Source organism: Flavobacterium branchiophilum FL-15, assembly GCF_000253275.1.
Taxonomy (GTDB): Bacteria; Bacteroidota; Bacteroidia; order Flavobacteriales; family Flavobacteriaceae; genus Flavobacterium; species Flavobacterium branchiophilum.
Genome location: NC_016001.1, coordinates 680,181 through 703,203 on the forward strand (window position 1 = coordinate 680,181; position 23,023 = coordinate 703,203).

At 33.9% G+C, this 23,023-nt stretch carries 22 protein-coding genes; 9 read left to right on the forward strand and 13 right to left on the reverse strand.

The annotated features are described in order from the left end of the window. The first annotated feature begins 62 nt into the window (after positions 1-62). Complete coding sequence (locus FBFL15_RS02910) at positions 63-935, forward strand: Rpn family recombination-promoting nuclease/putative transposase (protein ID WP_014083169.1); 873 nt, start codon at positions 63-65, stop codon at positions 933-935. A 332-nt stretch (positions 936-1,267) separates the two neighbouring features. After that, entirely contained in the window at positions 1,268-1,762 is a 495-nt protein-coding gene (locus FBFL15_RS02915; RefSeq protein WP_014083170.1) for a hypothetical protein, read from the forward strand. Here the strand turns inward: FBFL15_RS02915 and FBFL15_RS02920 are convergent, their stop codons facing one another. Further along, the gene (locus tag FBFL15_RS02920) at positions 1,763-2,332 is read right to left on the reverse strand and encodes a GNAT family acetyltransferase (RefSeq protein WP_014083171.1); all 570 of its coding nucleotides are present in this window, start codon (positions 2,330-2,332) and stop codon (positions 1,763-1,765) included. 326 nt (positions 2,333-2,658) lie between these two features. On the opposite strand from FBFL15_RS02920, the gene FBFL15_RS02925 reads away from it, so the two are divergent. The 3 genes from FBFL15_RS02925 (at position 2,659) to FBFL15_RS02935 (ending at position 5,087) form a co-directional block, all read left to right on the forward strand. Beyond that, positions 2,659-3,336 carry an SDR family NAD(P)-dependent oxidoreductase gene (locus FBFL15_RS02925; RefSeq protein ID WP_014083172.1) on the forward strand — a complete coding sequence of 226 codons (678 nt, stop codon included), beginning with the start codon at positions 2,659-2,661 and terminating at the stop codon, positions 3,334-3,336. A gap of 15 nt (positions 3,337-3,351) precedes the next feature. After that, the gene (locus FBFL15_RS02930; RefSeq protein WP_014083173.1) at positions 3,352-3,957 is read left to right on the forward strand and encodes a SprT-like domain-containing protein; all 606 of its coding nucleotides are present in this window, start codon (positions 3,352-3,354) and stop codon (positions 3,955-3,957) included. A gap of 77 nt (positions 3,958-4,034) precedes the next feature. Beyond that, positions 4,035-5,087 carry a mannose-1-phosphate guanylyltransferase gene (locus tag FBFL15_RS02935; protein ID WP_014083174.1) on the forward strand — a complete coding sequence of 351 codons (1,053 nt, stop codon included), beginning with the start codon at positions 4,035-4,037 and terminating at the stop codon, positions 5,085-5,087. Positions 5,088-5,198: 111 nt separating this feature from the next. Here FBFL15_RS02935 and FBFL15_RS02940 read toward each other — a convergent pair whose 3' ends face one another. The 6 genes from FBFL15_RS02940 to FBFL15_RS15670 form a co-directional block, all read right to left on the reverse strand. Further along, the gene (locus FBFL15_RS02940; protein WP_014083175.1) at positions 5,199-5,729 is read right to left on the reverse strand and encodes an inorganic diphosphatase; all 531 of its coding nucleotides are present in this window, start codon (positions 5,727-5,729) and stop codon (positions 5,199-5,201) included. Positions 5,730-5,815: 86 nt separating this feature from the next. Continuing rightward, on the reverse strand, positions 5,816-6,427 hold the full coding sequence (locus FBFL15_RS02945; RefSeq protein ID WP_014083176.1) for a DNA-3-methyladenine glycosylase family protein: 612 nt from the start codon (positions 6,425-6,427) through the stop codon (positions 5,816-5,818). Next, the gene (locus tag FBFL15_RS02950) at positions 6,428-8,914 is read right to left on the reverse strand and encodes a DUF5686 family protein (RefSeq protein ID WP_014083177.1); all 2,487 of its coding nucleotides are present in this window, start codon (positions 8,912-8,914) and stop codon (positions 6,428-6,430) included. A 78-nt stretch (positions 8,915-8,992) separates the two neighbouring features. Then, the gene (locus FBFL15_RS02955) at positions 8,993-9,970 is read right to left on the reverse strand and encodes a pyruvate dehydrogenase complex E1 component subunit beta (protein WP_014083178.1); all 978 of its coding nucleotides are present in this window, start codon (positions 9,968-9,970) and stop codon (positions 8,993-8,995) included. A gap of 202 nt (positions 9,971-10,172) precedes the next feature. After that, positions 10,173-10,526, reverse strand: a complete 354-nt coding sequence (locus FBFL15_RS02960; RefSeq protein WP_014083179.1) for an RNA recognition motif domain-containing protein — start codon at positions 10,524-10,526, stop codon at positions 10,173-10,175. A gap of 146 nt (positions 10,527-10,672) precedes the next feature. Then, entirely contained in the window at positions 10,673-11,380 is a 708-nt protein-coding gene (locus FBFL15_RS15670) for a DUF6252 domain-containing protein (RefSeq protein ID WP_014083180.1), read from the reverse strand. 590 nt (positions 11,381-11,970) lie between these two features. On the opposite strand from FBFL15_RS15670, the gene FBFL15_RS02975 reads away from it, so the two are divergent. Then, entirely contained in the window at positions 11,971-12,582 is a 612-nt protein-coding gene (locus FBFL15_RS02975; protein ID WP_014083181.1) for a hypothetical protein, read from the forward strand. An 18-nt stretch (positions 12,583-12,600) separates the two neighbouring features. Here the strand turns inward: FBFL15_RS02975 and FBFL15_RS02980 are convergent, their stop codons facing one another. The 4 genes from FBFL15_RS02980 to FBFL15_RS02995 form a co-directional block, all read right to left on the reverse strand. Next, positions 12,601-13,098, reverse strand: coding sequence for a nuclear transport factor 2 family protein (locus FBFL15_RS02980; protein WP_014083182.1), 498 nt, complete (start codon positions 13,096-13,098; stop codon positions 12,601-12,603). 4 nt (positions 13,099-13,102) lie between these two features. After that, a complete protein-coding gene (locus tag FBFL15_RS02985) occupies positions 13,103-14,092 on the reverse strand; it encodes a TlpA family protein disulfide reductase (RefSeq protein WP_014083183.1) in 990 nt (329 codons plus the stop codon). A gap of 476 nt (positions 14,093-14,568) precedes the next feature. Then, positions 14,569-16,149, reverse strand: a complete 1,581-nt coding sequence (locus tag FBFL15_RS02990) for an NADP-dependent glyceraldehyde-3-phosphate dehydrogenase (protein ID WP_014083184.1) — start codon at positions 16,147-16,149, stop codon at positions 14,569-14,571. A 36-nt stretch (positions 16,150-16,185) separates the two neighbouring features. Then, on the reverse strand, positions 16,186-16,497 hold the full coding sequence (locus FBFL15_RS02995) for a rhodanese-like domain-containing protein (protein ID WP_014083185.1): 312 nt from the start codon (positions 16,495-16,497) through the stop codon (positions 16,186-16,188). Between the two features lie 547 nt (positions 16,498-17,044). On the opposite strand from FBFL15_RS02995, the gene FBFL15_RS03000 reads away from it, so the two are divergent. From FBFL15_RS03000 to FBFL15_RS03010, 3 genes are all read left to right on the forward strand, one after another. After that, the gene (locus FBFL15_RS03000) at positions 17,045-17,494 is read left to right on the forward strand and encodes a MarR family winged helix-turn-helix transcriptional regulator (protein WP_014083186.1); all 450 of its coding nucleotides are present in this window, start codon (positions 17,045-17,047) and stop codon (positions 17,492-17,494) included. 276 nt (positions 17,495-17,770) lie between these two features. Beyond that, the gene (locus tag FBFL15_RS03005; RefSeq protein WP_014083187.1) at positions 17,771-18,403 is read left to right on the forward strand and encodes an NAD(P)H-dependent oxidoreductase; all 633 of its coding nucleotides are present in this window, start codon (positions 17,771-17,773) and stop codon (positions 18,401-18,403) included. A 34-nt stretch (positions 18,404-18,437) separates the two neighbouring features. Continuing rightward, entirely contained in the window at positions 18,438-18,998 is a 561-nt protein-coding gene (locus tag FBFL15_RS03010) for a YceI family protein (protein WP_014083188.1), read from the forward strand. A gap of 137 nt (positions 18,999-19,135) precedes the next feature. On the opposite strand, the gene FBFL15_RS03015 is transcribed toward FBFL15_RS03010, so the two are convergent. Together FBFL15_RS03015 and FBFL15_RS03020 are read right to left on the reverse strand one after the other, a co-directional pair. Further along, on the reverse strand, positions 19,136-21,004 hold the full coding sequence (locus FBFL15_RS03015) for an alpha,alpha-trehalase (protein ID WP_014083189.1): 1,869 nt from the start codon (positions 21,002-21,004) through the stop codon (positions 19,136-19,138). Then, positions 20,982-22,256, reverse strand: a complete 1,275-nt coding sequence (locus FBFL15_RS03020; RefSeq protein WP_262493573.1) for an MFS transporter — start codon at positions 22,254-22,256, stop codon at positions 20,982-20,984. The genes FBFL15_RS03015 and FBFL15_RS03020 overlap by 23 nt, the downstream gene beginning before the upstream one ends. Positions 22,257-23,023 lie beyond the last annotated feature (767 nt).

Genomic DNA, 23,023 nt, shown 5'->3' on the forward strand with positions numbered 1-23,023 from the left:
CATCAAATATTAATCAAAAACTGAAACAAATATTTCGTATTTTTGCACAAATATTTTAAGGAATGCGTAAAACATTAATTAGATTCGATTGGGCAATCAAAAGACTTTTGAGAAATAAAGCCAATTTTGTGGTGCTTGAAGGTTTTTTGAGTGAATTATTATTTGACAACATCAAAATCGAGCAAATTTTAGAAAGCGAAAGCAATCAGGAATACGATGACAATAAATTCAATCGTGTAGATATATTGACGCATAATTCTAAAAATGAAATCATCGTCATAGAAATTCAAAGTTCTTATGAAATTGATTACTTCCACAGAATGGCTTATGGTGTTTCTAAAACCATTTCAGAAAACTTAAATCTTGGACAAAAATATTCGGAAATTAAGAAAGTAATTTCCATAAATATCGTCTATTTTGACCTCGGACAAGGGCAAGATTATATCTATCGTGGTAAAACCGAATTCAAAGGATTACATCAAAACGATATTTTGGGATTATCTGAAAAACAAAAGAAAACATTTGCAAAACAAGAAGTTGCCAATATTTTTCCTGAATATTATTTGCTCAAAGTAAATCAATTCAATGATGTTGCAAAAGATACTTTGGACGAATGGGTTTATTTCTTGAAAAACAACGAAGTAAAAGACTGTTTCAAAGCAAAAGGGTTAAAAGAAGCCAATGAAGTTTTGGACATTATGCGTCTTGAAAAAGAAGACCAATATGGGTATAACCGCTATTTGGACAGCTTGCATTTAAAAGCAAGTGAACTGTTTTCTTTGCAAACAGAGGCTGAGTTTAACGTTAGAGAAAAAGAGAAAGTTGAAATTGCTAAAAACGGCATTATTGAAGGATTATCGAATGAATTAATTTCTAAATTGACAAGTTTAACAATTGAGAAAATACAAGAGTTGAGAAGCGAAATGAACAAATAAAACTTCTCTTAACATCTAGCATTTCCTCGCACCTGTAAGCAGAGCAATGAATTGTAATCAACGAATACCTATAAAAAATAAAATCCAATGAGTTAAACCAATTCCATTCACATCTCTTAAGGATTTATCAAAAAGTTTTTAGATAACATTTTAAGAGGATTTAGTGCCTCTTTTTTTATAAAAAAATGTAAATAAATGCTATTTTATTTTAATGTTTTTATTACTTTTGAAAAATATTAAACGGCAGTTTTTCACGTACTGAATGTATCTGTTTATTTTGTTTTTACCTCAAATTTACACGTATATTTGGTATAGTATTTAATAAAGAAAAAATGAGTACGGTTTTTTTTATTTTATTGTTTATTACTTTTGTGTTTTGGATCATCCTGCTATATTCCAAAAAAACTATTTATACCAATCTGTTACAAAAAAAAGGGGTAAAGCTGATGTTTTTTCCTGTTGGTTTGTTTTGTGTTTATTTATTTCATTACCACTTGTTTTCGGTTTCAAGTCCGGCTGCAAATGTACCCATTATAGGCACCTACCAGCTTGAGGCCGTTGAAAATTTGGACATAGCCTCCAATCGAATTGCCAAATATCATTTGACTATTGATGCTGATGGTAATTTTTTCTTTAATTTTTTGCCTCATCATACTTTGTGCCATCATGGGAGGTGTTTTTTTGAAAATAATAAAAAACCTTCATTACATTTTGTTTGTGCTACCCATCAATTTGTGTGTGAAACGAATATGAAAAACCAAACTATTAAAATTAATTTACCTGCTAAAAACCAACAATTTAGTTTATTGTATAAGAAAATATATTAATTAAACTAACTCTTTATTCATGTCGTAGCCTAATAAAAAGTATTGATTGTTGTTGAAACTAAATTCTGTAATGACTTGCCATTGTATTTTTTTGGTGTGTGCTACAAATGATGGTTTGTTTATTTGATTGATAAATGTAAGGGATATTGGATATTTTTTTACCATATTACTTCGCATGAATTCAAAAAAAGGCTTGATAAGTCCTGTACCTCTATATTTTATATCGATACAAATTGGGCCATATTGAAAGCTATTGTGTATTGTTGGTGTATTGCCTTCAAATTGGATTTGGTCGAACAGTGCTGTAATATGGTTGAAGATGGGCCATTGGCTAAAATAGTGCCAACTTCCTGCAAAAATATAGCCTATTATTGTTTGATTGTCTTTTGCAACAAACAAACCTTCTTGGGCTATTATGGTATTGAGTTGTGCTATACTGAAAGGGGTTGTAACAAAACCTCTTTGTTTGTCGGCCTCGGACATATTTGTTACTAAATATTTGTCTTGGAGTGCTAAAATTCCTTCGATATCTGCTTGTTGGGCTATGTTGAAAGTGATGTTGTGGGCCATTTTTTTTAGGGATAAAAGTTTATACAAAAGAAAGTATTTTTAATTTTAAATCAAATCTTTTTTTCTTATTTTTGCCCTGATGGACTGTTTTTAAAATGCGGCTGTCGATTTGCTAACATTATTTTTAGTGTTATGGTTTTTCTTGCGTGAGGGATAGCAGTGGAAATCCTTTTTTGTTTTTTTCTTTAAAAAACAAAAAAGATTGAAACGAATAGCCCGACCCGTAGTTTACGGAGGGGCACGCCCAACAAGAAGCTACTATTATAGAAAAGGTTGTTTGTATTGAATCTTTTGGAGTGGTTACTTGAAATAATTAATTGATATAAATGAAAAATATAATCGTTACGGGTACTAGTAGAGGCATTGGATTTGAACTTGCACAACAATTTGCTGCGGCAGGGCATCGGGTTTTGGCACTTTCTAGACAAATTTCGCCAGTTTTGATGGCTATAGAAGGCATTAGTTGTTTGTCTGTTGATTTTTCGAAGACAACTGATTGGCAAATTGTGTCAGATTTTTTGAAAGAAAACATGAACACGGTAGATGCTTTAGTACACAATGCGGGCACTTTGCTTCATAAGCCATTTGAATTGACTACCATGGAAGATTTTGAAAGGGTTTATAGAGTAAATGTATTTGCAGTAGCCCAATTGACACAAATTGTGTTGCCTTATATGAACAAAGGCAGTCATGTGGTGTCTATCAGTTCGATGGGAGGTATTCAGGGGAGTTTAAAATTTGCGGGACTATCTGCGTATAGTTCTAGTAAAGGGGCTTTGATTACCTGGAGTGAATTGTTGGCAGAGGAGTATCAAACGGCGGGAATTTGTTTTAATGTACTGGCTTTGGGGGCAGTTCAAACAGAAATGTTGGCCGAGGCTTTTCCTGGTTATGAAGCACCATTGACGGCAAAGGAAATGGCTACTTATATAATGGAGTTTACCTTGACAGGTCAGCGCTATTACAATGGCAAAACTTTGCAAGTTTCGAGTGCTAATCCTTAAAACAATTTGTATCAGTTGAACGACATTTTATTAAAATATTTGCCAGAGCAAGCCGTAAAACCTGTTTTTGATTTGATTGTTAAACACGGCGTTCATTTGAAAATTGTTAATGAACGACAAACCCGACATGGCGATTACAGGCGGGCACTGGATGGGCGGCATCAAATAACCGTCAATTCTAATTTGAATCCGTATAAGTTTTTGATTACATTGATACATGAGATGGCTCATTTGGTGGCATTTGAAAAATATGGCCGGCACATTAAACCTCATGGGATAGAATGGAAACACACTTTTCAGCATACGATGTTGCCTTTTATTCGACCCGAAATTTTTCCGAGTTCGTTGTTGCCTTTATTGGCTAGGCATTTTAAAAACCCCGCAGCCAGTAGCGACAGAGATGCTACCTTATCATTGGCATTAAAACAATTTGATCCTCAAAACGATTTGCATTTTGTATTTGAATTGCCTTATGGTAGTTTTTTTCGTATTTCAAATGGAAAAATTTTTAAAAAAATTGCCGTTCGCACCAAAAGATACGAATGTTTGGAAGTGAGTAGTGGTCGTTTGTATTTATTTAATCCGAATGCTGAAGTAGAATTATTGACTGATATTCAATAAATTTCAATAAACAAGGTGAATTTTAATGTGAAAAATTGAAAAATTTAGAATAGATTTGCCAATTCAAAATGACTATGATGAATAAAAATTATTATGCCATCTTGATGGCTGGCGGAATTGGATCGAGGTTTTGGCCTGTGAGTACGACCGATTTCCCAAAACAGTTTCATGATATGCTTGGTACTGGCGAAACTTTAATTCAGAAAACATTTAGTAGATTGTCTAAGTTGATACCTGCTGAAAATATTTTGATTTTGACACAAGAGTATTATAACGACTTGATATTGAAGCAATTGCCAATGGTTACGGCTGCGCAAATAGTATTGGAACCCTCTATGCGAAATACTGCACCGTGTATTTTGTATGCGTCGATGAAAATAAAAAAACGAAACCCAAATGCAATTATGGTTGTTGCACCAAGTGATCATTGGATAGAAGACGAAGTACAATTTATAGATAATTTGCAACGCTCGTTTGATTATTGTGAGGCCGAAGGTCAGTTGATGACATTGGGCATTTTGCCTACATTTCCAAATACGGGGTATGGGTATATTCAGTTTGATAAATTAGAAAAGCAACCTTTTAAAAAAGTAGTACAATTTAGAGAAAAACCAGATTATCCGACAGCACGAAAATTTTTGCAAAGTCGTAATTTTCTTTGGAATGCGGGCATTTTTATATGGAGTGTTAGCTCTATTTTAGATGCTTTTAAGATGTACCAACCTGAAATGTATCAGCATTTTTTGAATGGATATGAATATTATAATACCGACTTGGAACAACAATTTATACAAGAACATTATTCTAATGCCGAAAATATATCGATAGATTATGCGATTTTAGAAAAAGCAACTAATGTATTTGTTTTGCCTGCTACTTTTGATTGGAATGATTTGGGTACTTGGGGCTCGTTATACGATAAATTGCCAAAAGACGAGCAAGATAATGCGGTAGTCAATGCGAGGGTGATTTTAGAAAATGCTTCAAACAATATTATTAGAACCAATCCCAATAAGCTAGTAGTAGTGGATGGTTTGCATGATTATATTATTGTAGATAAAGACGACGTGTTGTTAATTTATCCAAAAAGTAAAGAACAAAACATCAAAGAAATTGCTAAAAAAGCATAAAAAAAGCCCCAATATTTTGGGGCTTTTTTTGTGATAAACCTATCAAATAAACCAATTTGTTTGTGTTATTTATTAATAAACAACATTGTGTTTATGGATTATTTTAAGATATTATAAAATGATAGAATAACTGTCTTTTTTAGCTTGATCTAAACCTTGAAATCTTTCAGAACATTCTGCTATCATTGCAAATGCCTCAGAAGCATCACCCCAACCTTGTACATCTACAGATTTGTTTTCTAGATCTTTGTAAACTCTGAAAAAATGTTCAATTTCTTTTATAGTATGTTCATTTATATCAGAAATATCGTTTAGTTTATTCATAATCGGATCTGCAACTGGTACACAAATGATTTTTTCGTCTGGTCCTTTGTCGTCTGCCATTCTAAAAATAGCAATTGGTTTTACTTCTGCTAAAATTCCTGGCATCGTAGGTTCTGTAAACAAGACCAATACATCTAATGGATCGCCATCTAATGCTAAAGTTTCAGGGATAAATCCATAATCGGCAGGATAAAACATGGCAGAATATAACATTCTGTCAAAACGGATTCTTTTTAATTCAAAGTCATATTCGTATTTGTTACGGCTTCCTCTAGGAATTTCGATGAACACATCGACTGATTTTGTATTTGTTGTCATATATATTTATTTTCTAAATTTTAGTTTGCAAAAGTAACAAATCTATATCTTTTTTCAATAAAATTTCTTAAATTATTGCATAAAATTTATTCAAGATCGTAACTAATGGTTCGGTTTCGTTTTTTTAAGTAATAATGCCATAGCAAATAGGTAGCCATTGTTCGAAATGGTTTCCAATTTTCGGTATAAGCAGCCATTTCTGTTTGAGTTGTCAAACCTGTTAACTCTTTGATGGTATGCGAAACGGCAATGTCGCCCAAAGGCAAGATGTCGGGCGATTTTAAGCAAAACATCAAATAAATATCGATAGTCCAATGTCCAATTCCTTTGATTTTAATCAACTCGTTTCTGATTGTTTCATCGTTTTTGGATGAAAGTTGGTCTAAATGGATTTGCTTATTCAAAACGGCTTCAGCTAAACAATGAATGTATTTGGCTTTTTGTCTGCTTACACCATATAGTCTAAAATCAGCTTCAGATAATGGAATTAAAACTTCGGGCAAAATGTGATTTACACCATTTTTTAATTTTAAGAAAGTAGCTTTAGCCACATCAACAGATACTTGTTGTTCTAAAATTAGTAATACCAATGTTTCAAAGCCTTCTGGCCGATAGGGTATTTTGGGTACACCATACAAATGTATGATTTTTTCAAAAATACCATCTTTGTTTTTTAAATATTCAATAGCTGTTTCCATTTAAAAATAAAATCCAAAAGACGCTTTGATATTAAATTTATTGGCATCAGTCATGTTGCGATAATTGCCTCTCCAACTGGCATCTATTCTAAAAACTTTGAAAATATTGCCAATTCCGGCACTATACTCCCAATAGGGTGTAGTTGGCGATATATATTCGAGACCCGATGCGTTGATTTGTTTGTTGTTGTCTGAAACAGAGCCAACAACCGCTTTTACGCCAATAATCTCTCGCCAATTGAGTTTTCGCATCATTGGAATTCTAGCAAAAATATTGCCTTGAAAATTATGTTCCCATCTTAAGGTAGCATATTGATCGGTTATTAATTCATAAAAATTTAAGTTGTTAAATGTGTTTCCAATTAAAAAATAACTTTGATTTCCAGGCACAACACTCATCAATCCTAGTGGTATAGTGCCAAAAGTTTTACCTAATTCAATGGTAACAGACGAATTGCCAAAGGCACCTAAAGCCAATGGTTTTTTGTAAAACAACTGTAATTTGTCATACATGAAATCGCTATTGATAACCCCTTTAAATCCATGGCTATAATTGATAAAAAATCTACTGAATCTATCATCAATTGTAGATCGTTCTACACCATATCCAATGCTTTTTTTCTTGGGCGTAAAATCTAATTGAAAATTAATATCAGCCTGTTTTACAGTACTTCGGATACTTGTTTGAGCGATGTCTGTATAATAATCCAAACTAAAAGTATTTGAAGCAGAGGTTAAAGTTCTGTAAGAAAATCCAATGCTAATATTCAAATTTTTAATAGGTTCTACATCAAATTGAACATTTGCTAGTTGAATGCTAGTAAGCTTTCCATTTGCAGTGGTATTAAAAATACCAGACGAAGCATAACTTCTACCTAAAACGTCATTGGTAGAAGATAATGAGGCTCCAATTTGTTCTACATCTTGTCTATAACCGCCGGATAGTACCAACCTGTTTTTTGGATTCATCATCCATTTTCCAGAGATACCATATTTAATCTTTTGATCTCTAAATCCATAAGCTGTATAGCCTTGAAGTCGCCATGTATCATTCATGCCAAAATAAGTTCTGCCGCCAACTCGTAGTCGTACACCTTCTACTTCATTGTAACCAAAAGTCGAATAAATAGGGCCATAGTCAAACTTACCAATATTGATGTATCCTGTACCAAGAATAGCGGCTAAATTGTACATTCGTTTGAATTTTTTTACTGTTTTTAGGGTATCTAACATTTTATAAATACCTAATTCATCTTTATTTAGCTTTTCAAATCGGTTCGATTGCCAATATTCATCTGGCTTTTTAAATACTTCGTTGTCTATAAAATTGATTTCTTCATCATAAAATTTAGAATTTTTTTCTTTGTCAAATAGATGGTTTCTGTATAAAGTAGTGCGTTTGCCATAAACTCCTTTTGACTTTTCTTTTTTATTTAGTGCAAAATCTGACATCATGTAATCTCTTGAAAGCAAAAATACAGAATCATTTACAACGTCAAATTCTTGTTCAATATATATATCTTTTACCCAGTTGATGTTGGCGCTTTTTGTTACGGCCATATTGATGTTTTTTATGGCAAATGTTGTGTCGTTTACCCAAAAATCGCCCTTAAAAGTAAGTTCGTTTTTTCGTCTTGGATAAAAAACAATATTATAACACCATTTGTTATCCACTATGGCACTATCTCTTAAAACATAATTATAAACATCTATACCCGTTTTTGAAATAGGACTTGTAAAGCTTTTGTCGAAAAATTTTAAATAATTATCATAAATATCATAATTAGAATACAAATCTTTGATAAATGTATTTACACCATCATCGTTTCTTAATCCAGAATTTTTATTTGCTTTCAAAACTTCTTTTTCTTTACCCATTTTATTATCGCCAAATACTTCTGAAAGGGATTCGTTAATAAAAATAGGCAAATACGTTTTGCCTGTTACTTTTGAAGTATCTATTTTTTTGAAAATGAATTCCATTCCTTTGAAAAGACGGTTTTTCATAAAAGCACTGTCAATAGAATTCATGTCAAACTCTACTTTTTCGTACTTGTCGTATTGGTATTGACGAAACATTTTAAGTCCATTTTGATGTTTTCGTGCCCAAATTTTTCTTAAAATAACCAAGGCGGGGTTGTCTTTTTTGGATGTTTTACCTCTAAAAACGACTACCTCTTTCAAACTTTCTCTTTCAGACAAAACAATTTTAAAATCGTAAAGAACGGATTTTGTTAAAGCGATTTCTTTGTCGGAATAGCCTTCTGCACTTGCCACAAGGGTTTGGTACATTTTTGGTGATTCCAAATAAAAATGACCATCTTCATTGGCCAAAACCCCTTCGGTAGAATTTTTGAAAGCAATGTTTACAAACGGAACAGGTTGGTTTTTTTTATCAACAACATAACCACTAATTTTTGTTTGTGAAAAGGCCTTTGTAAGGACAAAAAAACTAAAAAACAACAAGCATTTAAATTTGAGATTCATGGACTGTAAATTAAAAAAATTAGTCAATCTGAAATTTTTTTTCTGACTGACTAATTTTATTATTCAAAACATTTTTAATTATTTATACAAAACTTTTTTAACAGCTTTAACAACATCGTTCGCATTTGGCAACCATTCTTTTAATAGGGTTGGCGAATAGGGAGCGGGAGTATCGGCTGTAGTAATACGTTGGATTGGAGCGTCTAAAAAGTCAAAAGCTCTTTCTTGTACGATATAGGTTATTTCAGAGGCAACACTTGCAAATGGCCAAGCTTCTTCTAAAACTACTAATCTATTGGTTTTTTTAACAGATGTAAGGATGGTGTCGTAATCCATTGGTCTTACGGTTCTTAAATCGATAATTTCGCAAGAAATACCTTCTTTGGCTAATTCATCGGCTGCAAAATGGGCTTCTTTAATGATTTTTCCAAACGATACTATGGTTACGTCTTTACCTTCTCGTTTGATGTCTGCTACACCAATCGGAATAATATATTCACCTTCTGGCACTTCGCCTTTGTCTCCATACATTTGTTCAGACTCCATAAAAATTACGGGGTCGTTGTCTCGGATAGCGGCTTTAAGCAAACCTTTGGCGTCATATACGGTAGAGGGTACCACTACTTTTAGGCCAGGGGTGTTGGCAAACCAATTTTCAAAGGCTTGAGAGTGTGTGGCACCAAGTTGTCCTGCCGATGCCGTGGGGCCTCTAAAAACCATAGGCATTGGAAACTGACCTCCTGACATTTGTCTCATTTTTGCTGCATTGTTGATAATTTGGTCAATTCCTACTAACGAAAAATTGAAAGTCATATATTCTACAATGGGTCTGCAGCCATTCATGGCAGAACCTACGGCAATACCAGCAAAACCAAGTTCTGCGATTGGAGTATCTATTACACGTTTTGGACCAAATTCATCCAACATGCCTTTTGATGCTTTGTAGGCTCCGTTGTATTTCGCAACTTCTTCACCCATCAAATAAACAGATTCATCTCTTCGCATCTCTTCGCTCATGGCTTCGCAAATGGCTTCTCTAAATTGTATCGTTCTCATAGTTTAGTTTAGTAATTGTATTTTTTATGAAGCAAAAATAATATTTTTATGGTTGTAAATATACAAAAATGTATAAAATATGATTTAAAGTTGTTGCATTTTGAAAAAAAACAGAAAACCATTCAAATCATTGATAAAATCATGAAATTGAATGGTTTATATTGAAAAATAAAATGTTATTTTCTAATTTTTTTACAAATAATTAATATCTGTCTCTGTTTCCACCACCACGGTTGTCTCCACCACGGTTGTTTCCGTATCCACCACGTGAATCTCCGCCACGGTTGTTATTAAAACTTCTTCTTTCGCCTTCTGGTTTTGGCTCTGATTTGTTTACTACGATTGCACGACCTTGAACAGTTGCTCCATTCAATTCGTCAATAGCTTTTTGTGCTTCGCTATCATTTGGCATTTCTACAAATCCAAATCCTTTGCTACGACCTGTAAATTTGTCTGTTATTATTTTTACAGAATCAACTGCACCATAAGCCTCGAAAGACTCTTTTAAATCTGCTTCCTCAATACTGAATGGAAGACTTCCAACAAAAATGTTCATAAGTACTCTTTTTAAATATCTACAAATGTAATCTTATTTTATTTCACGGGCACTATTTTTTTTAGTTTTTTTATTTAATCTTTTTTACCAAAATAAAAAAGCACTTATTGTACGATAAGTGCTTGTGTTTTTGAAGTCTATTAGGACTAATTTATTGGGATTCTGTAAAAAAAGCCGTGTTGGTAATTTAATACTCCCGCATCTGTAAAAGAACCCGTAGTTAGTTTTGCATTAAATTTAAATTCCCCACTAATAGTTGCTCCGTCATAACTTTTGATGATGATTTCGCCATTGCTAGACATGACGTTTTGTACTATAAATTTTGCATCGCCTACGGCTGTGCCTCTGTCTATGGTTATTACATCGCCTGATTTGTAGCCGTTTCCAGGTGAGGTTACTTTTATTTGTGTTATTCCCCCTAAATTTGATACTTGAATATAAACACGCAATCCTTGTCCGGTGCCGCCAGTTGTGCCAACAGAGCTTCCAGAGGTGTATCCTGTGCCTCCGTTTGTTAGTAATACTTTGCTTACCATTCCTGTTGTGACGGCGGTTTCATATTTGCTATAACTTACGGTTCCAGAGGTTATAAAAGAGGCATAAGTATTGGTGTCGGTAGTGCCTAGAGTGTAGGTTCCTAAGTTTTTACTACTTGTAGAAATTGTAAGTGTTTCGTTGTCTTTTGTTCCTGTAATGGTTAGTTTACCTGCAGTGTTTATGGTTGCTTTAAAGCTATTGGCTTGCCAAAACAAGCCATCTTTTTCGCCTTGAAAAGTGGGGTTATCTACTTTTATATCTTTTTGACACGACAAAAGCGATACAATAGCAACTGTTAGCATACTAATTTTTTTCATAGAATGTGTTTTTTTGGTCTTAGCTGTTGGGCTAATTGTTATTTATATCAGTTTATTATTGGCTTATTTTTGTTTTAAAGCTTTACTTTTTTTAATGTTTTTTATATTTGATGAACGTTTTTTGTCTCAACAAATATTTACTTATACAAAAATAATGTTTTTTTTTGAATTAACCTTTTTTTATTCAAAAAATATTATTTTTTTCAAATACCTTTGCTCGACAATAATGTGTCGTGTTGGGCTATGATGTCAATTAGACTTACAAAAATAGTTCAATTAAAGGGTATGCTTTTTTTGGATGGCATTGAACTCGCAAAGAGAAGAAAACTAATTTACGTTATGAAATAGTACTAGTTGCGGATAGTTATATTAATTGGAGTACATTTGGTTGTTGTGAATTTGGGTTGTTTTGCGTGAGGGATAGTAGTGAAAATCCTTTTTGCCCCCTTTTTTGGGGCAAAAAAATTTATTTCGCAATATTATATTTCTTTTAGAGTTCAATGAATTTTGTTTGAAACAGATAGCCCGACCCAGAGTTTACGGAGGGGTACGTCCATATTGTAGGTCGTTTTATTAAAAAAAAAATATATATGAAAAAATTTATAATGTTATTTTCTTATTTTTTTCATCCTATTTTCATTCCAACATTTGGGACAATCTATTTTTTGTGGGGCAGCGATAGTGTGATTAGTATGTTGGATTTGGAGCAGTATTTGCTTTTGGTTCAAGTGGTTATCATCACGATATTGGTGCCCATTACGTTTTATTTTTTGTTAAAATCATTGGGCAAAGTGGATTCTTTTATGACGTGTAATGTTCATCAACGAAAGTGGCCAGTTTTTATGCAAATTATTTTGATTGTTTCTTTGTTGAAAAATGGTATATCTATTGATAAAACACCAGAATTGTTTTATTACTTTGCGGCGGGGCTGCTCAGTGCTTGTTTGGTTTTGATGTTGTTATTTTTTAATGTCAAGGCGAGTTTGCACCAAATTGGGGTAGTGGCCCTTTTGATTTTTGTAGGACAATTGAGTTGGCATTTTCAGACTAATAGATTGTTAATCATTGCTTTAAATGTGTTGGCTTGTGGTTTTGTAGCTTCGTCCAGATTGATTATGAAGGCACATACTCCAAAAGAGCTTTTGGTGGGGCTTATGGTTGGAGCTGTGCCTGGAGTTTTGTTGGGGTATTATTGGGTTTAAAAATTGGAGTTTTGCGGCTTAAGGTTTTGTAAGTGTGTGTATTAATTCGGATTCTAAAGCTGATTTTAACGCTACTACTTCGTTGGTTTTATCGTTTGGAATGGTCATCGAAAGTACATAGTGTTTGATTTTCCATTGTCCGTTTTCTAATAGTAGCACTCCAGAGCCTCTACAAATTTTCATTTGAGTGCTTAGTAATTCATCAAACCATGCCATTTTTTGGTTGTCGGAAAGGTAGATGTTTCGTTGTATGGCTTCAAAATGCCAGGCTTTTTTTCGGTCGAAATAGGGTTTTGAAAAATCTTTGAAAGCTTGTTTATTCCAATTTTCGGTAGCATCTGTTCCTATAAAAATAGCATCGTTTGTAAGTACATTAAAATAATCGTCAAAACGAGCTTCTGCAGCTGCTTTGTGCCATTGATTGAGGGTGTTGTTGATATTTTGTTGGGCTATGTCCTTTTGTTGGGCCCATAAATTGCTGGAGATTAGCCAAATGATTATTAGGAATCTGTTCATTTTTTTATTGCAATAAAAGGTTCAGTTTTTGAATTAAATTGTTGTCGGATGGGCGAGGAGCGTCTGCATCGATGATTTTTCCTGATGGATCAATCAAAATAAATCTTGGAATGGAATTAATTTGTAAGCTAGTTATAAAATCGGAATTCCAATTTTTATCTGCAAATAGTTGAATGCCGCCTAAGTTTTTGCTGGTAACAAATTTTTTCCATTTTTCAAAATCTTTTTCTTCATCAATTGAAATGCTTACAAAAGAAATGTTTTTTTGGTGAAATTCTTTTTCAACTTTGCTCAAAAAAGGAATTTCTGCTCGGCAAGGCCCACACCAAGTAGCCCACACATCGATATACACATATTGCCCTTTTAGGTCTTCGAGTTTGGTTTTTTTTCCATTGATATTGCGATAGTCAAAAGAAGGAGCGGGGCTGTTATTGAGTGCTTTTTTGGCAATTACTTGTTTGTAAAAGTCTGTAAAATATGCTTTGCTTTCTTCTAAACTTTTTTGTTTAATGTTTGTAAAAGTGGGGTCCAGTTGGGCTTGTTTTAACAACTCAATATCGCTTTTTATTTTATTATTGATGGCTTCTTGGAATTGATTTTCGTTTAAACTCAACAAACTTTTTAAATCGAATTTTTCGTCATTCAAGGCACTTTGGGCTAAAAAATTGTTTTCGTTGGCACCAATTCCTTCATAATGAATGCTTTCGTCAAATTGTTTGGCATCCATTTTAAGATGCAAATCATAGTTGTTTTTTAAAAACAGTTGGGTATATTCGACCCCATCATACAAATTATAAAATCCTTCTTTAACATCAAATGTGGCATCAAACACACCATTTTTGTTGAGGTTTATTTTTTGAATGGTTTTGTCATCTTCTAAAATAACAATGTAATCATGGTTTCTGTTGGTTATTGTTGCTTTAAAATGGAGTTTTTGTTGGGCAAATGCTGCAACATTCAAACAGGATAACAAGGCAATAGCTATTTTTTTCATCTTAATAAGTATTTGATTTGAAAGTGCAAATTAGCAAAAAAAGTTATACGAAAATGGGTTTTGATTCAATTTTAACATTTTGAAGTTTGCCAATACTTGTTTTATTCCCTTTATTTGAATTTCAAAATGAGATTATTTTGAATTTTTTTCTACCAATTGCAATTCGTTGTTGCAACATGTTTATACCTAATATATTTATAAAATAGTCCAAAGATGCGTAGTTATTTTTTAGAAAAAATTTTCAAAAAAAATCGTTGCATAGCTGGGCTACGGAATTATTTTTTTTGACTCATTTTAGCAAAAAAGAACCAATAGATTGGACTATTTTATATGTATATTTGGTATTATTTCATCGAATTATGAAAAACGGTCTTTTTTGTAGTATTGACTCGGGTTTTAGATGTCATTAAAAATAAAAACCTTTGCCCAAGTAGGTGACTTTGGCAAAGGTATATTTTTTTAGTATAAATATATTTTTATAAAATATAATCGGTATTGATAAAATTAGAATTTTTACTATTAAGCAGCTCTTGCAAAATGGCATTGTTGTACTCATTATCTTTAGAGGCAACAAAAGTTCGGATTGAGAAAGATCGTAAGGCATCAAAAATACTTAATGTACCTACTGCCGAATCTTTTCGCCCCGTAAATGGGTACAAATCAGGGCCTCGTTGGCACGAACTGTTAAGGTTTACTCTACAAACTTGGTTGACCAAAGCGTCGATAAGCGGTGCTATTGTAGCGATGTCTTGCCCGAATAAACTTACTTGTTGCCCGTAATTGGAGGCAGCCATATCGTTTAAGGGTTCTTGAATGCTCGAAAAAGTCATGATGGGCACAATGGGGCCAAATTGTTCTTCGTTGTAGAGTCGCATGTCTTTTGCAATTGGGAACATTACGGGAGGAAAAATAAAATTGTCATACAACGTTCCTCCCTTTGTATTGATGATTTGTGCCCCTTTGGCTTGTGCATCGGCTATTAATTCTTGTATGTAAGCTGGTTTTTCTTTTTCTGGAAGCGGTGTAAGCATCACCCCTTTTTCCCAAGGATTGCCAAAGGTGAGTTCGTCAACTTTTTGAGCAAATCGAGTATTGAAAGCCTCTGCAATAGATTCGTGTACGTACAATATTTTGAGGGCTGTACAGCGTTGTCCGTTGAAAGAAAGTGTTCCGGCAACACACTCTTGAATGGCCAAATCCAAATCGGCATCGGGCAAAATGATGGCTGGATTTTTGGCTTCGAGACCCAAAATGAGACGCAATCTGTTTTTGTTTGGATGCAAATCTTGTAATGCAATGGCCGATTTGCTGTTGCCAATAAGCGCTAACACATCTATTTTTCCTGTTTGCATAATTGGAGCTGCTACTTCACGACCTCGACCATAAATAACGTTGATAACCCCTTTTGGGAAGCTGTTTCGGAAGGCTTCTAATAAAGGGGATATAAGTAAAACACCGTGTTTGGCTGGTTTAAATACAACGGTATTACCCATAATAAGGGCAGGAATTAATAATGAAAAAGTTTCGTTGAGCGGATAATTATATGGGCCAAGACACAAAACAACGCCCAAAGGACCACGTCTTATCATGGCATTTACCCCCTGACTTTTAGTAAATCTAGCACTGTTGCGGTCGAGTTGTTTGTAGTGTTCTATGGTATCGATGATGTATTCTACGGTGCGATCAAATTCTTTTTCAGAATCGCCAAGTGTTTTGCCAATTTCCCACATCAATAGTTTGACTACTTCTGAACGGGTTGTTTTCATTTGTTGCACAAATTTTTCCATGGCTCTAATCCGATCTACTACTTTCATAGTAGGCCACAGTCCTTGTCCGTTTTGATAAGCATTTTCTGCCGATTCTAAAACTTCTAATGCTGTTTTTTCGTCCATGGCAGGAATACTGCCAAGATGGGTTGGTGCATAAACAGCTGTGCTAGAAATGGTCGAATAGACATCTGTATTTGGTCCGTTCCATTTTTTTAATGCACCATCAGACAAATAGGTGTCTTGGTGTAACAGCGTTTCGATTTGATATTCTTTTGGTATTAGATTCATTATGTTGTAGTTTAGTTTTTTAGTTTAGTTGTGCATTTACGGTACAATAATGTCGCCCTCCCAGTTCATGATGCCACCTTCAAGATTGAAAGTATTCTCAAAACCCAATTCGTTCATAATGCTACAGGCTTTGGCACTTCGAGCTCCAGATCGGCAATAGACATAGTAGTTTTTTGTTTTGTCTAATTCTTCTAATCGATACACAAAACCTTGCCCTTGATGAATGTCAATTTGGATAGCATCTGGAATGTAGCCATCTTGAAATTCATCATCTGTGCGTACATCTAGCACTACATAATTGCTGTCAGCCTCCAATTGTGCTGCCCATTCTTCTTGTGATAAATTCATAAATAATAATTTTTTATCAAAATTAACAAAATTAGTCGGTTATAAAAAATATAATTTTCTTACTATATCGTTTTAACAAAAAAATAACACAAAATTATTTTTTTTAAACAAAAATCAAACTACATTTGTACCTACAAATATTGTAATGACAAATGATGAAACGACAATATAAAAAAGTTGTTTTTTTGATGTTAGCAGGATTTTGCGTTAGGGATATAGTTGTGGAAATCTTTTAGAAGCCCTCCAGCCCCCAAAAGGGGAGTTGTATTGAACAAATATAGTTTCTGGAATGTGGTAATCAAAAAAGATTATTTCGCAATATTATATTTCTTTTGGAGTTCAATGAACGATGTTTGCAACGGATAGCTCGACCCTTGTGGAAACGCCCAAAAATGACTTCATCTAATTTGCTGTATTAATTAGTGTATAGTCGCATTAATAAACCATACGATGAGGTTACATTATTTTTAAGAAAAAGACTTATAGAAGTTTGCAAACCGATGCCACACGACGATTGGTGGATGCTAACCCATATAAAAATTAGGATATGAATATTGAAATGTTAATACAATCAAATACCTTGGATATTGCCAAAAAAACCACCCTCAATTTGATATTGACTAATGTTCAAATGGCCGAAAAATTCAATGAAATTTTGAAAGAATTTGATATTTCGGCAGAGCAGTTTAATGTTTTGAGGATATTGAGAGGACAAAAAGGTCAGCCCGCCAATATGTGTTTGATACAAGAACGAATGGTTGCCAAAACCAGTAACACCACACGATTGGTTGATAAGTTATTACTAAAAGGATTGGTAACTCGGGACATTTGCCCCGATAACCGCCGTAAAATGAACGTCATGATTACAAATAAAGGCCTCGAAATGTTGCTAGAACTCGATCCTAAAGTAATGGAACACGAGCAACAATTTGCCAATCAATTATCCTACGACGAGTTGATTGAACTCAACAGGTTAATGGAAAAACTAAGAGGTTGAACAGCTTGTTGTTGAGGTATTTTTGCATATTGGGATTTAAAAAGATTAAAAGATTAAAAGATTAAAAGATTGAAAGATTAAAAGATTGAAAGATTAAAAGATTAAAAGATTGAAAGATTTAAAAGATTGAAAGATTAAAAGATTAAAAGATTAAAAGATTAAAAGATTAAAAGATTAAAAGATTAAAAGATTAAAAGATTGAAAGATTAAAAGATTGAAAGATTAAAAGATTGAAAGATTTAAAAGATTTATAATTTAAAATTTAACTATACAAACATGAGTACATTTTTAGAAAATCAGAATTGGCGATATGCCACCAAAAAATTTGATGCCACCAAAAAAGTATCGGATCAAGATATTGAAACTTTGAAAGAAGCAATTCAAATAAGTACTTCGTCTTATGGTTTGCAACCTTATCAAGTTATTATTGTTGAAAATCCTGAATTGCGAGCCAAATTACAGCCTGCCGCTTGGGGGCAATCACAAATTGCAGAGGCTTCTCATCTATTTGTTTTTGCAAACAATACCATTGTTGATAACGATTATATTGACGCTTATTTGGAAAACGTTAGTCAAATACGTGGAATTCCTGTTACAGCACTTCAAGGGTATGCCGATTTGATGAAAGGAAATATTGGTAAACTTTCTGATGAAGAAAGACATAATTGGACTGCAAAACAAACTTACTTGGCTTTGGGCAATTTGTTGAATGCCGCTGCCGAATTGAAAATTGACGTTACTCCAATGGAAGGATTTGTTCCAGCACAATTCAACGATATTTTAGGCCTAGAGGCCCGTCATTTGAATGCTACATTAGTTGCCACAATTGGTTACAGACACGAAGAAGACGCTACGCAGCATTATAAAAAAGTAAGAAAATCAAAAGAAAATTTATTTATTACCCTTTAATAATCCATTATTTATATTTTAAAAATCAAACAACATGAAAAATTTAAAATCTATTGCATTGGCCATGATTATGGCTATCGGAACATTTACAGCTCAAGCTCAAAAGGTAAATGTTGCTAAAAGTACCATCAACTGGGTTGGAAAAAAAGTAACAGGACAACACTCGGGAACAATCAATTTTAAGGATGCTTCATTGACTTTCAAAAACAAAAAATTAACTGCGGGTAGTTTTGTGGTGGATATGAACTCATTGAATGCCACTGATGTAACAGGCGAATACCAAACAAAATTGAATGGACATTTGAAAAACGACGATTTTTTTGGAACAGATCAATTTCCAACTTCTACATTGGTGTTCAAAAAAATAGCTGCTAAAGCAAAAGGCGTTTATACCGTTACAGGTGATTTGACTATCAAAGGTGTTACAAACGCCATTACTTTTGATTTAGCCACTACTGCAAAAGGAGCCTCAACAACTTTGAAAATTGACAGAACAAAATTTGGTATTAAATATGGTTCAGGTAGCTTTTTTGACAGCTTGGGAGACAAAGCCATAGACAATGAATTTGAATTGAAAGTAAATTTACAATACTAAATAGACTAATATAAAGACTGATTTAAGGCTGTTTTTTTTACTCGAATGACTAAAAAAATACAATTTTAAACGGGCTGTTCATTAGCTTTATTATTAAAAAAAGGCTGTATCTATTGGATGTACAGCCTTTTTTTTGTTTAAAATAAATCGTCTGGATCTGTAAGTAGTGCTAATTTTGAGCGAAGTGTTTCACTCAATAAACGCAGCCCTAATTGGTAAGAACTGTTCATCCATCCAAAACCCTCTTCGGTAATATAACTAAATTCGGTGCCCACATTGCCATACTCTGCAAAAATTTTATGCGAACTTATTTCTAAATCATATTTTTCGGGTATTGTTCCGTTATAATCAACGGCATTTTGGGTAATGAGCCACAACCATCTATAAACCAACTCTTGAGCCACATCGGTATAACCATAATGCATCAGCCCTTGCCAAATCAACATTTGATGAGGTGCCCATCCATAAGGATAGTCCCATTGCCTTATGGGTGCATTGTCTGCAACTTGTGCCAGCATTTCTGGTGTGCTGCCTGCAATACCGCCTTTCATTTTGAATTTTGGCAAAACGTTTTCAACCAGTTTTTGTGCTTGTTCAGGACTACACAGTTGTGCCCAAAGCGGGTAAAAAGTTGTAGCAGCTTCAAAAAGATGCTGTTGTTTGTTTACAAAATCATAATCAAAATACATTCCTTTAGCTTCGTTCCAGCACAATTCGTTCATTTTTTGCTTGCGATTTTGAGCTTTTTCTGTCCAAAATGAGCTGCTGTATGTGGTTGATTCGTTGTATTGAAAATGGTTTTCAAAATGATGTGCTATCAAATACGCAATATCTGTTTCATATTTGTACAACAAACTGTTCAAAGCAACTGGGTTTAGGTTTGCACACACGCCAACGAGTCTATTGGTGGTATCGTGGCCACTTTCTCGCATACTTCTGTCGTGTATAAAATAGGCATCTAATGCAGCATCGGTAATGGTTCTGTCTAAATATTGCTGCTCAAATTCTCGCAAAGGCAAGTTGTATTTTTGAGCAAATTGTTCTAAAATATCGTCAAAATGACCTGGCTCCACCTCAAATGGCAAGCCAACACCCTCTGCCTTATACCTGTTCAATCCGTTAGCTGTCAGCCTTTTGTCTGTTTGCATCCATACCAAATGATATTCTGTTATTGCTGTTTGCAAATGTTTGAAAAGCCAATGGGTATCTACTTTTTCGGCATTTACTACATCCATCAACAACGAGGTATAAAATGGAGGCTGTGTGCGGGTTAAATAATAACTTCGATTGGCATTTAATATTTTACCATAATGATCAATTTGGTATTTGAAATGCTCGGCAGTACCTTTTGCCAAGGCTATTTTGCCATCAATTAATAAGCCAACGGCAATAAAATAACTGTCCCAACCATACATTTCGTTAAATCGACCTCCCGGTACTACAAAAGGAATGCCTGTAACCTTTTGATTGTCATCTACTTGAAGAGCCAAAGCTAACAAACCCGGTTTTTTATTTAGGCTTAATGAAAAATCGTCCGAGATAGCATCGGGTAGGGGCAACACCTGAAGACGGGGTATGGATTGTTCCAAATCCTTAAAATAGGCCATTGCAAATGGGTCTTTTTCTGGAACGTATAAATATTGAAAATCACTCTCTGTTTTTTCGTCTTCCAATATTTTTTCTAACCCAAAATGGTCGATGCTTCGGGTAAGTCCGTCCCAAAATAAGTTTTTGATTTTTCGAGAGATGCGGTCCACCGGATTTTCCTGAATATAGGCCAATGGTATTTCGCAAAACGTGTTGCCTGCTTTTTGTGCCAATGCCAATTCTTGCAACAAATTTGACAAATAATACGTGCCTTCGATGGCTATTTTGTGTCCTAATTCATTGGTTATTTCAAATTTTTTAGGCCCTCGATCGTCAATGGTAATTTTTTTATCGCCATCGGTGTCTTCCTGAGCCAAAAGTTGGTCTAAAGTTTGTTTAATGTGTAGTTTGAAAATCATTTTTTGAAGTAATTTTTTTAAGTAAAAATGCCATGAATAACAATAAAGTCATGGGTATCAAGGTAAAATAAAACGCCTGTTCTGGCCCTTGTTTTTCAAATAGCCATCCAATAATTCGAGACCCCAATGTACCTCCAATTGCCGAAAATACAACAATAAGTCCCGTCATGGCACTGTGCAAATTTTTGGGCAATGCACTCAAAATCACCGAGTTGAGCAACGGATATATGGGGCCAATAAACAATCCAACCAACGGAAAAGTAAATGCAATTAGTGGAATGTCTGCAAAACTATTAATAGTTGTTACTTGCAAATTGACCGTTTTGGGCAAAACAAATACCACTAGCAACATAGCCGCAACTACAGAAAAGGCCAAAACCCATATCCAATCGATTTTTTTAGTTGCCATACCAGCCAAAATACGACCAACTCCTAACGAAATAGCCAAAATACTAGCCATCATAATGCTGATGTTTTCTGGCAAGTGCAATACTTTTTTGTTAAATGTTGGTAGCCAACTCATAATTCCTTGCTCTATCATCACAAATAAAAAGGCACTAGCTAAAAAAATGATGGTTAATATTTGGATTAATAAACCAATCATGTCCATAAAATCTTTTGCAATAGGATGGGGTTGAATGTCTGGTTCTTCAAATGGAGTAAACAATAAAAATACAAATGAAATCAGCGTCATACCCGCCAAAACCCAATAAACCCGCAACCAAGCATCGGGATTGTTTGGGGTGTTAAAGGCAGGAAACAAAAAATAAGCCAACGCAATGCCAAACATAAAAACCCCCTCGATGCTGCTCATCATAGCATTATGTGATTTTTTGTCGTTGGTAACTGCACCAATAACCGAATATACAGACACTTTTATAAGTGCAAATGCCACGCCAACCATTGCAAATAATAATTTGGCACTACCAAAACTATTGCCAAAATACATCAACAAACAAGCCATTGTTACCAATGCCAAGCCCATCAACATGGCTTTTTTGTAGCCTATTCTTGGCAAAAACGAAGCCACCACAAACGATACAATAGCTATGGGCAAATCTTTGAAAGCCTCCAATATACTGGCTTCTTTTTCTGCAATATGAAAATTTTCTAACGATTTCAGTATAACGATTCCAACACTATTGAGCAAAATGGCAAATACAAAATAGTTGAGGTAGAGGGCAATTTTAATTCCGATGTTTTTCATATAAGTAAATTTTTTAAAATTAATATACGGTTGTTTTTTTGTCATATTTCGTTGTTTGAACCAATTGCTTTTGCCAATATATATAACAAGCGGTTAAAAATTAACGACAATATTATCAAATTGATTTTTTAGTTTAAAAAAAAATCAATTTTTAGGTAAACTTATGGTTTTTTTTTGAAAAACATAAAATAAAAAGCCAAAATCGATTGAAAAACACATTTACATCGATTGCGTTGATAAAATGCAAGCAAAACTTTACTTCAAAAAAACGGCAACATTCTAAATCAAACACCAAATGGGCAGTAACATTTTTTGGGCGTTCCCTCAAGGGTCGGGCTATCCGTTGCAAACAAGGTTCATTGAACTCCAAAAGAAATATCATATTGTGAAATAATCTTTTTTGATTACCACATTTAGAAACTATATTCGTGTAATACAACTCCTCCTTTGTGGGCTGGGGGGCTTCTAAAGGATTTCCACTACTATCCCTAACGCAAATTTCGGGGTATTACAATATTTTGACAGAAAAACAAACTTACCCAATATCAAAATAAAAAAGCAGCATTCTAGTAGCCATAAAAAACAAGTGCCAATCACGTAAAACACCATAAAAAAAGCGCCAAAACTTCAGCTCTCAAAAAGCAATCAAGCAACCTCAAAATCCCTTATTTTACGGGCTTTTAACAAAATGTTAAGTTTTTAAATAATTGATTATCAGCGGTTTGTATTTTACAACACTTCATTGTCAAAAAAAATGCCATTGTTAAAAACTTGTTCAAATTGTGAATAAGTTTATCTTTTTATACTCGTTT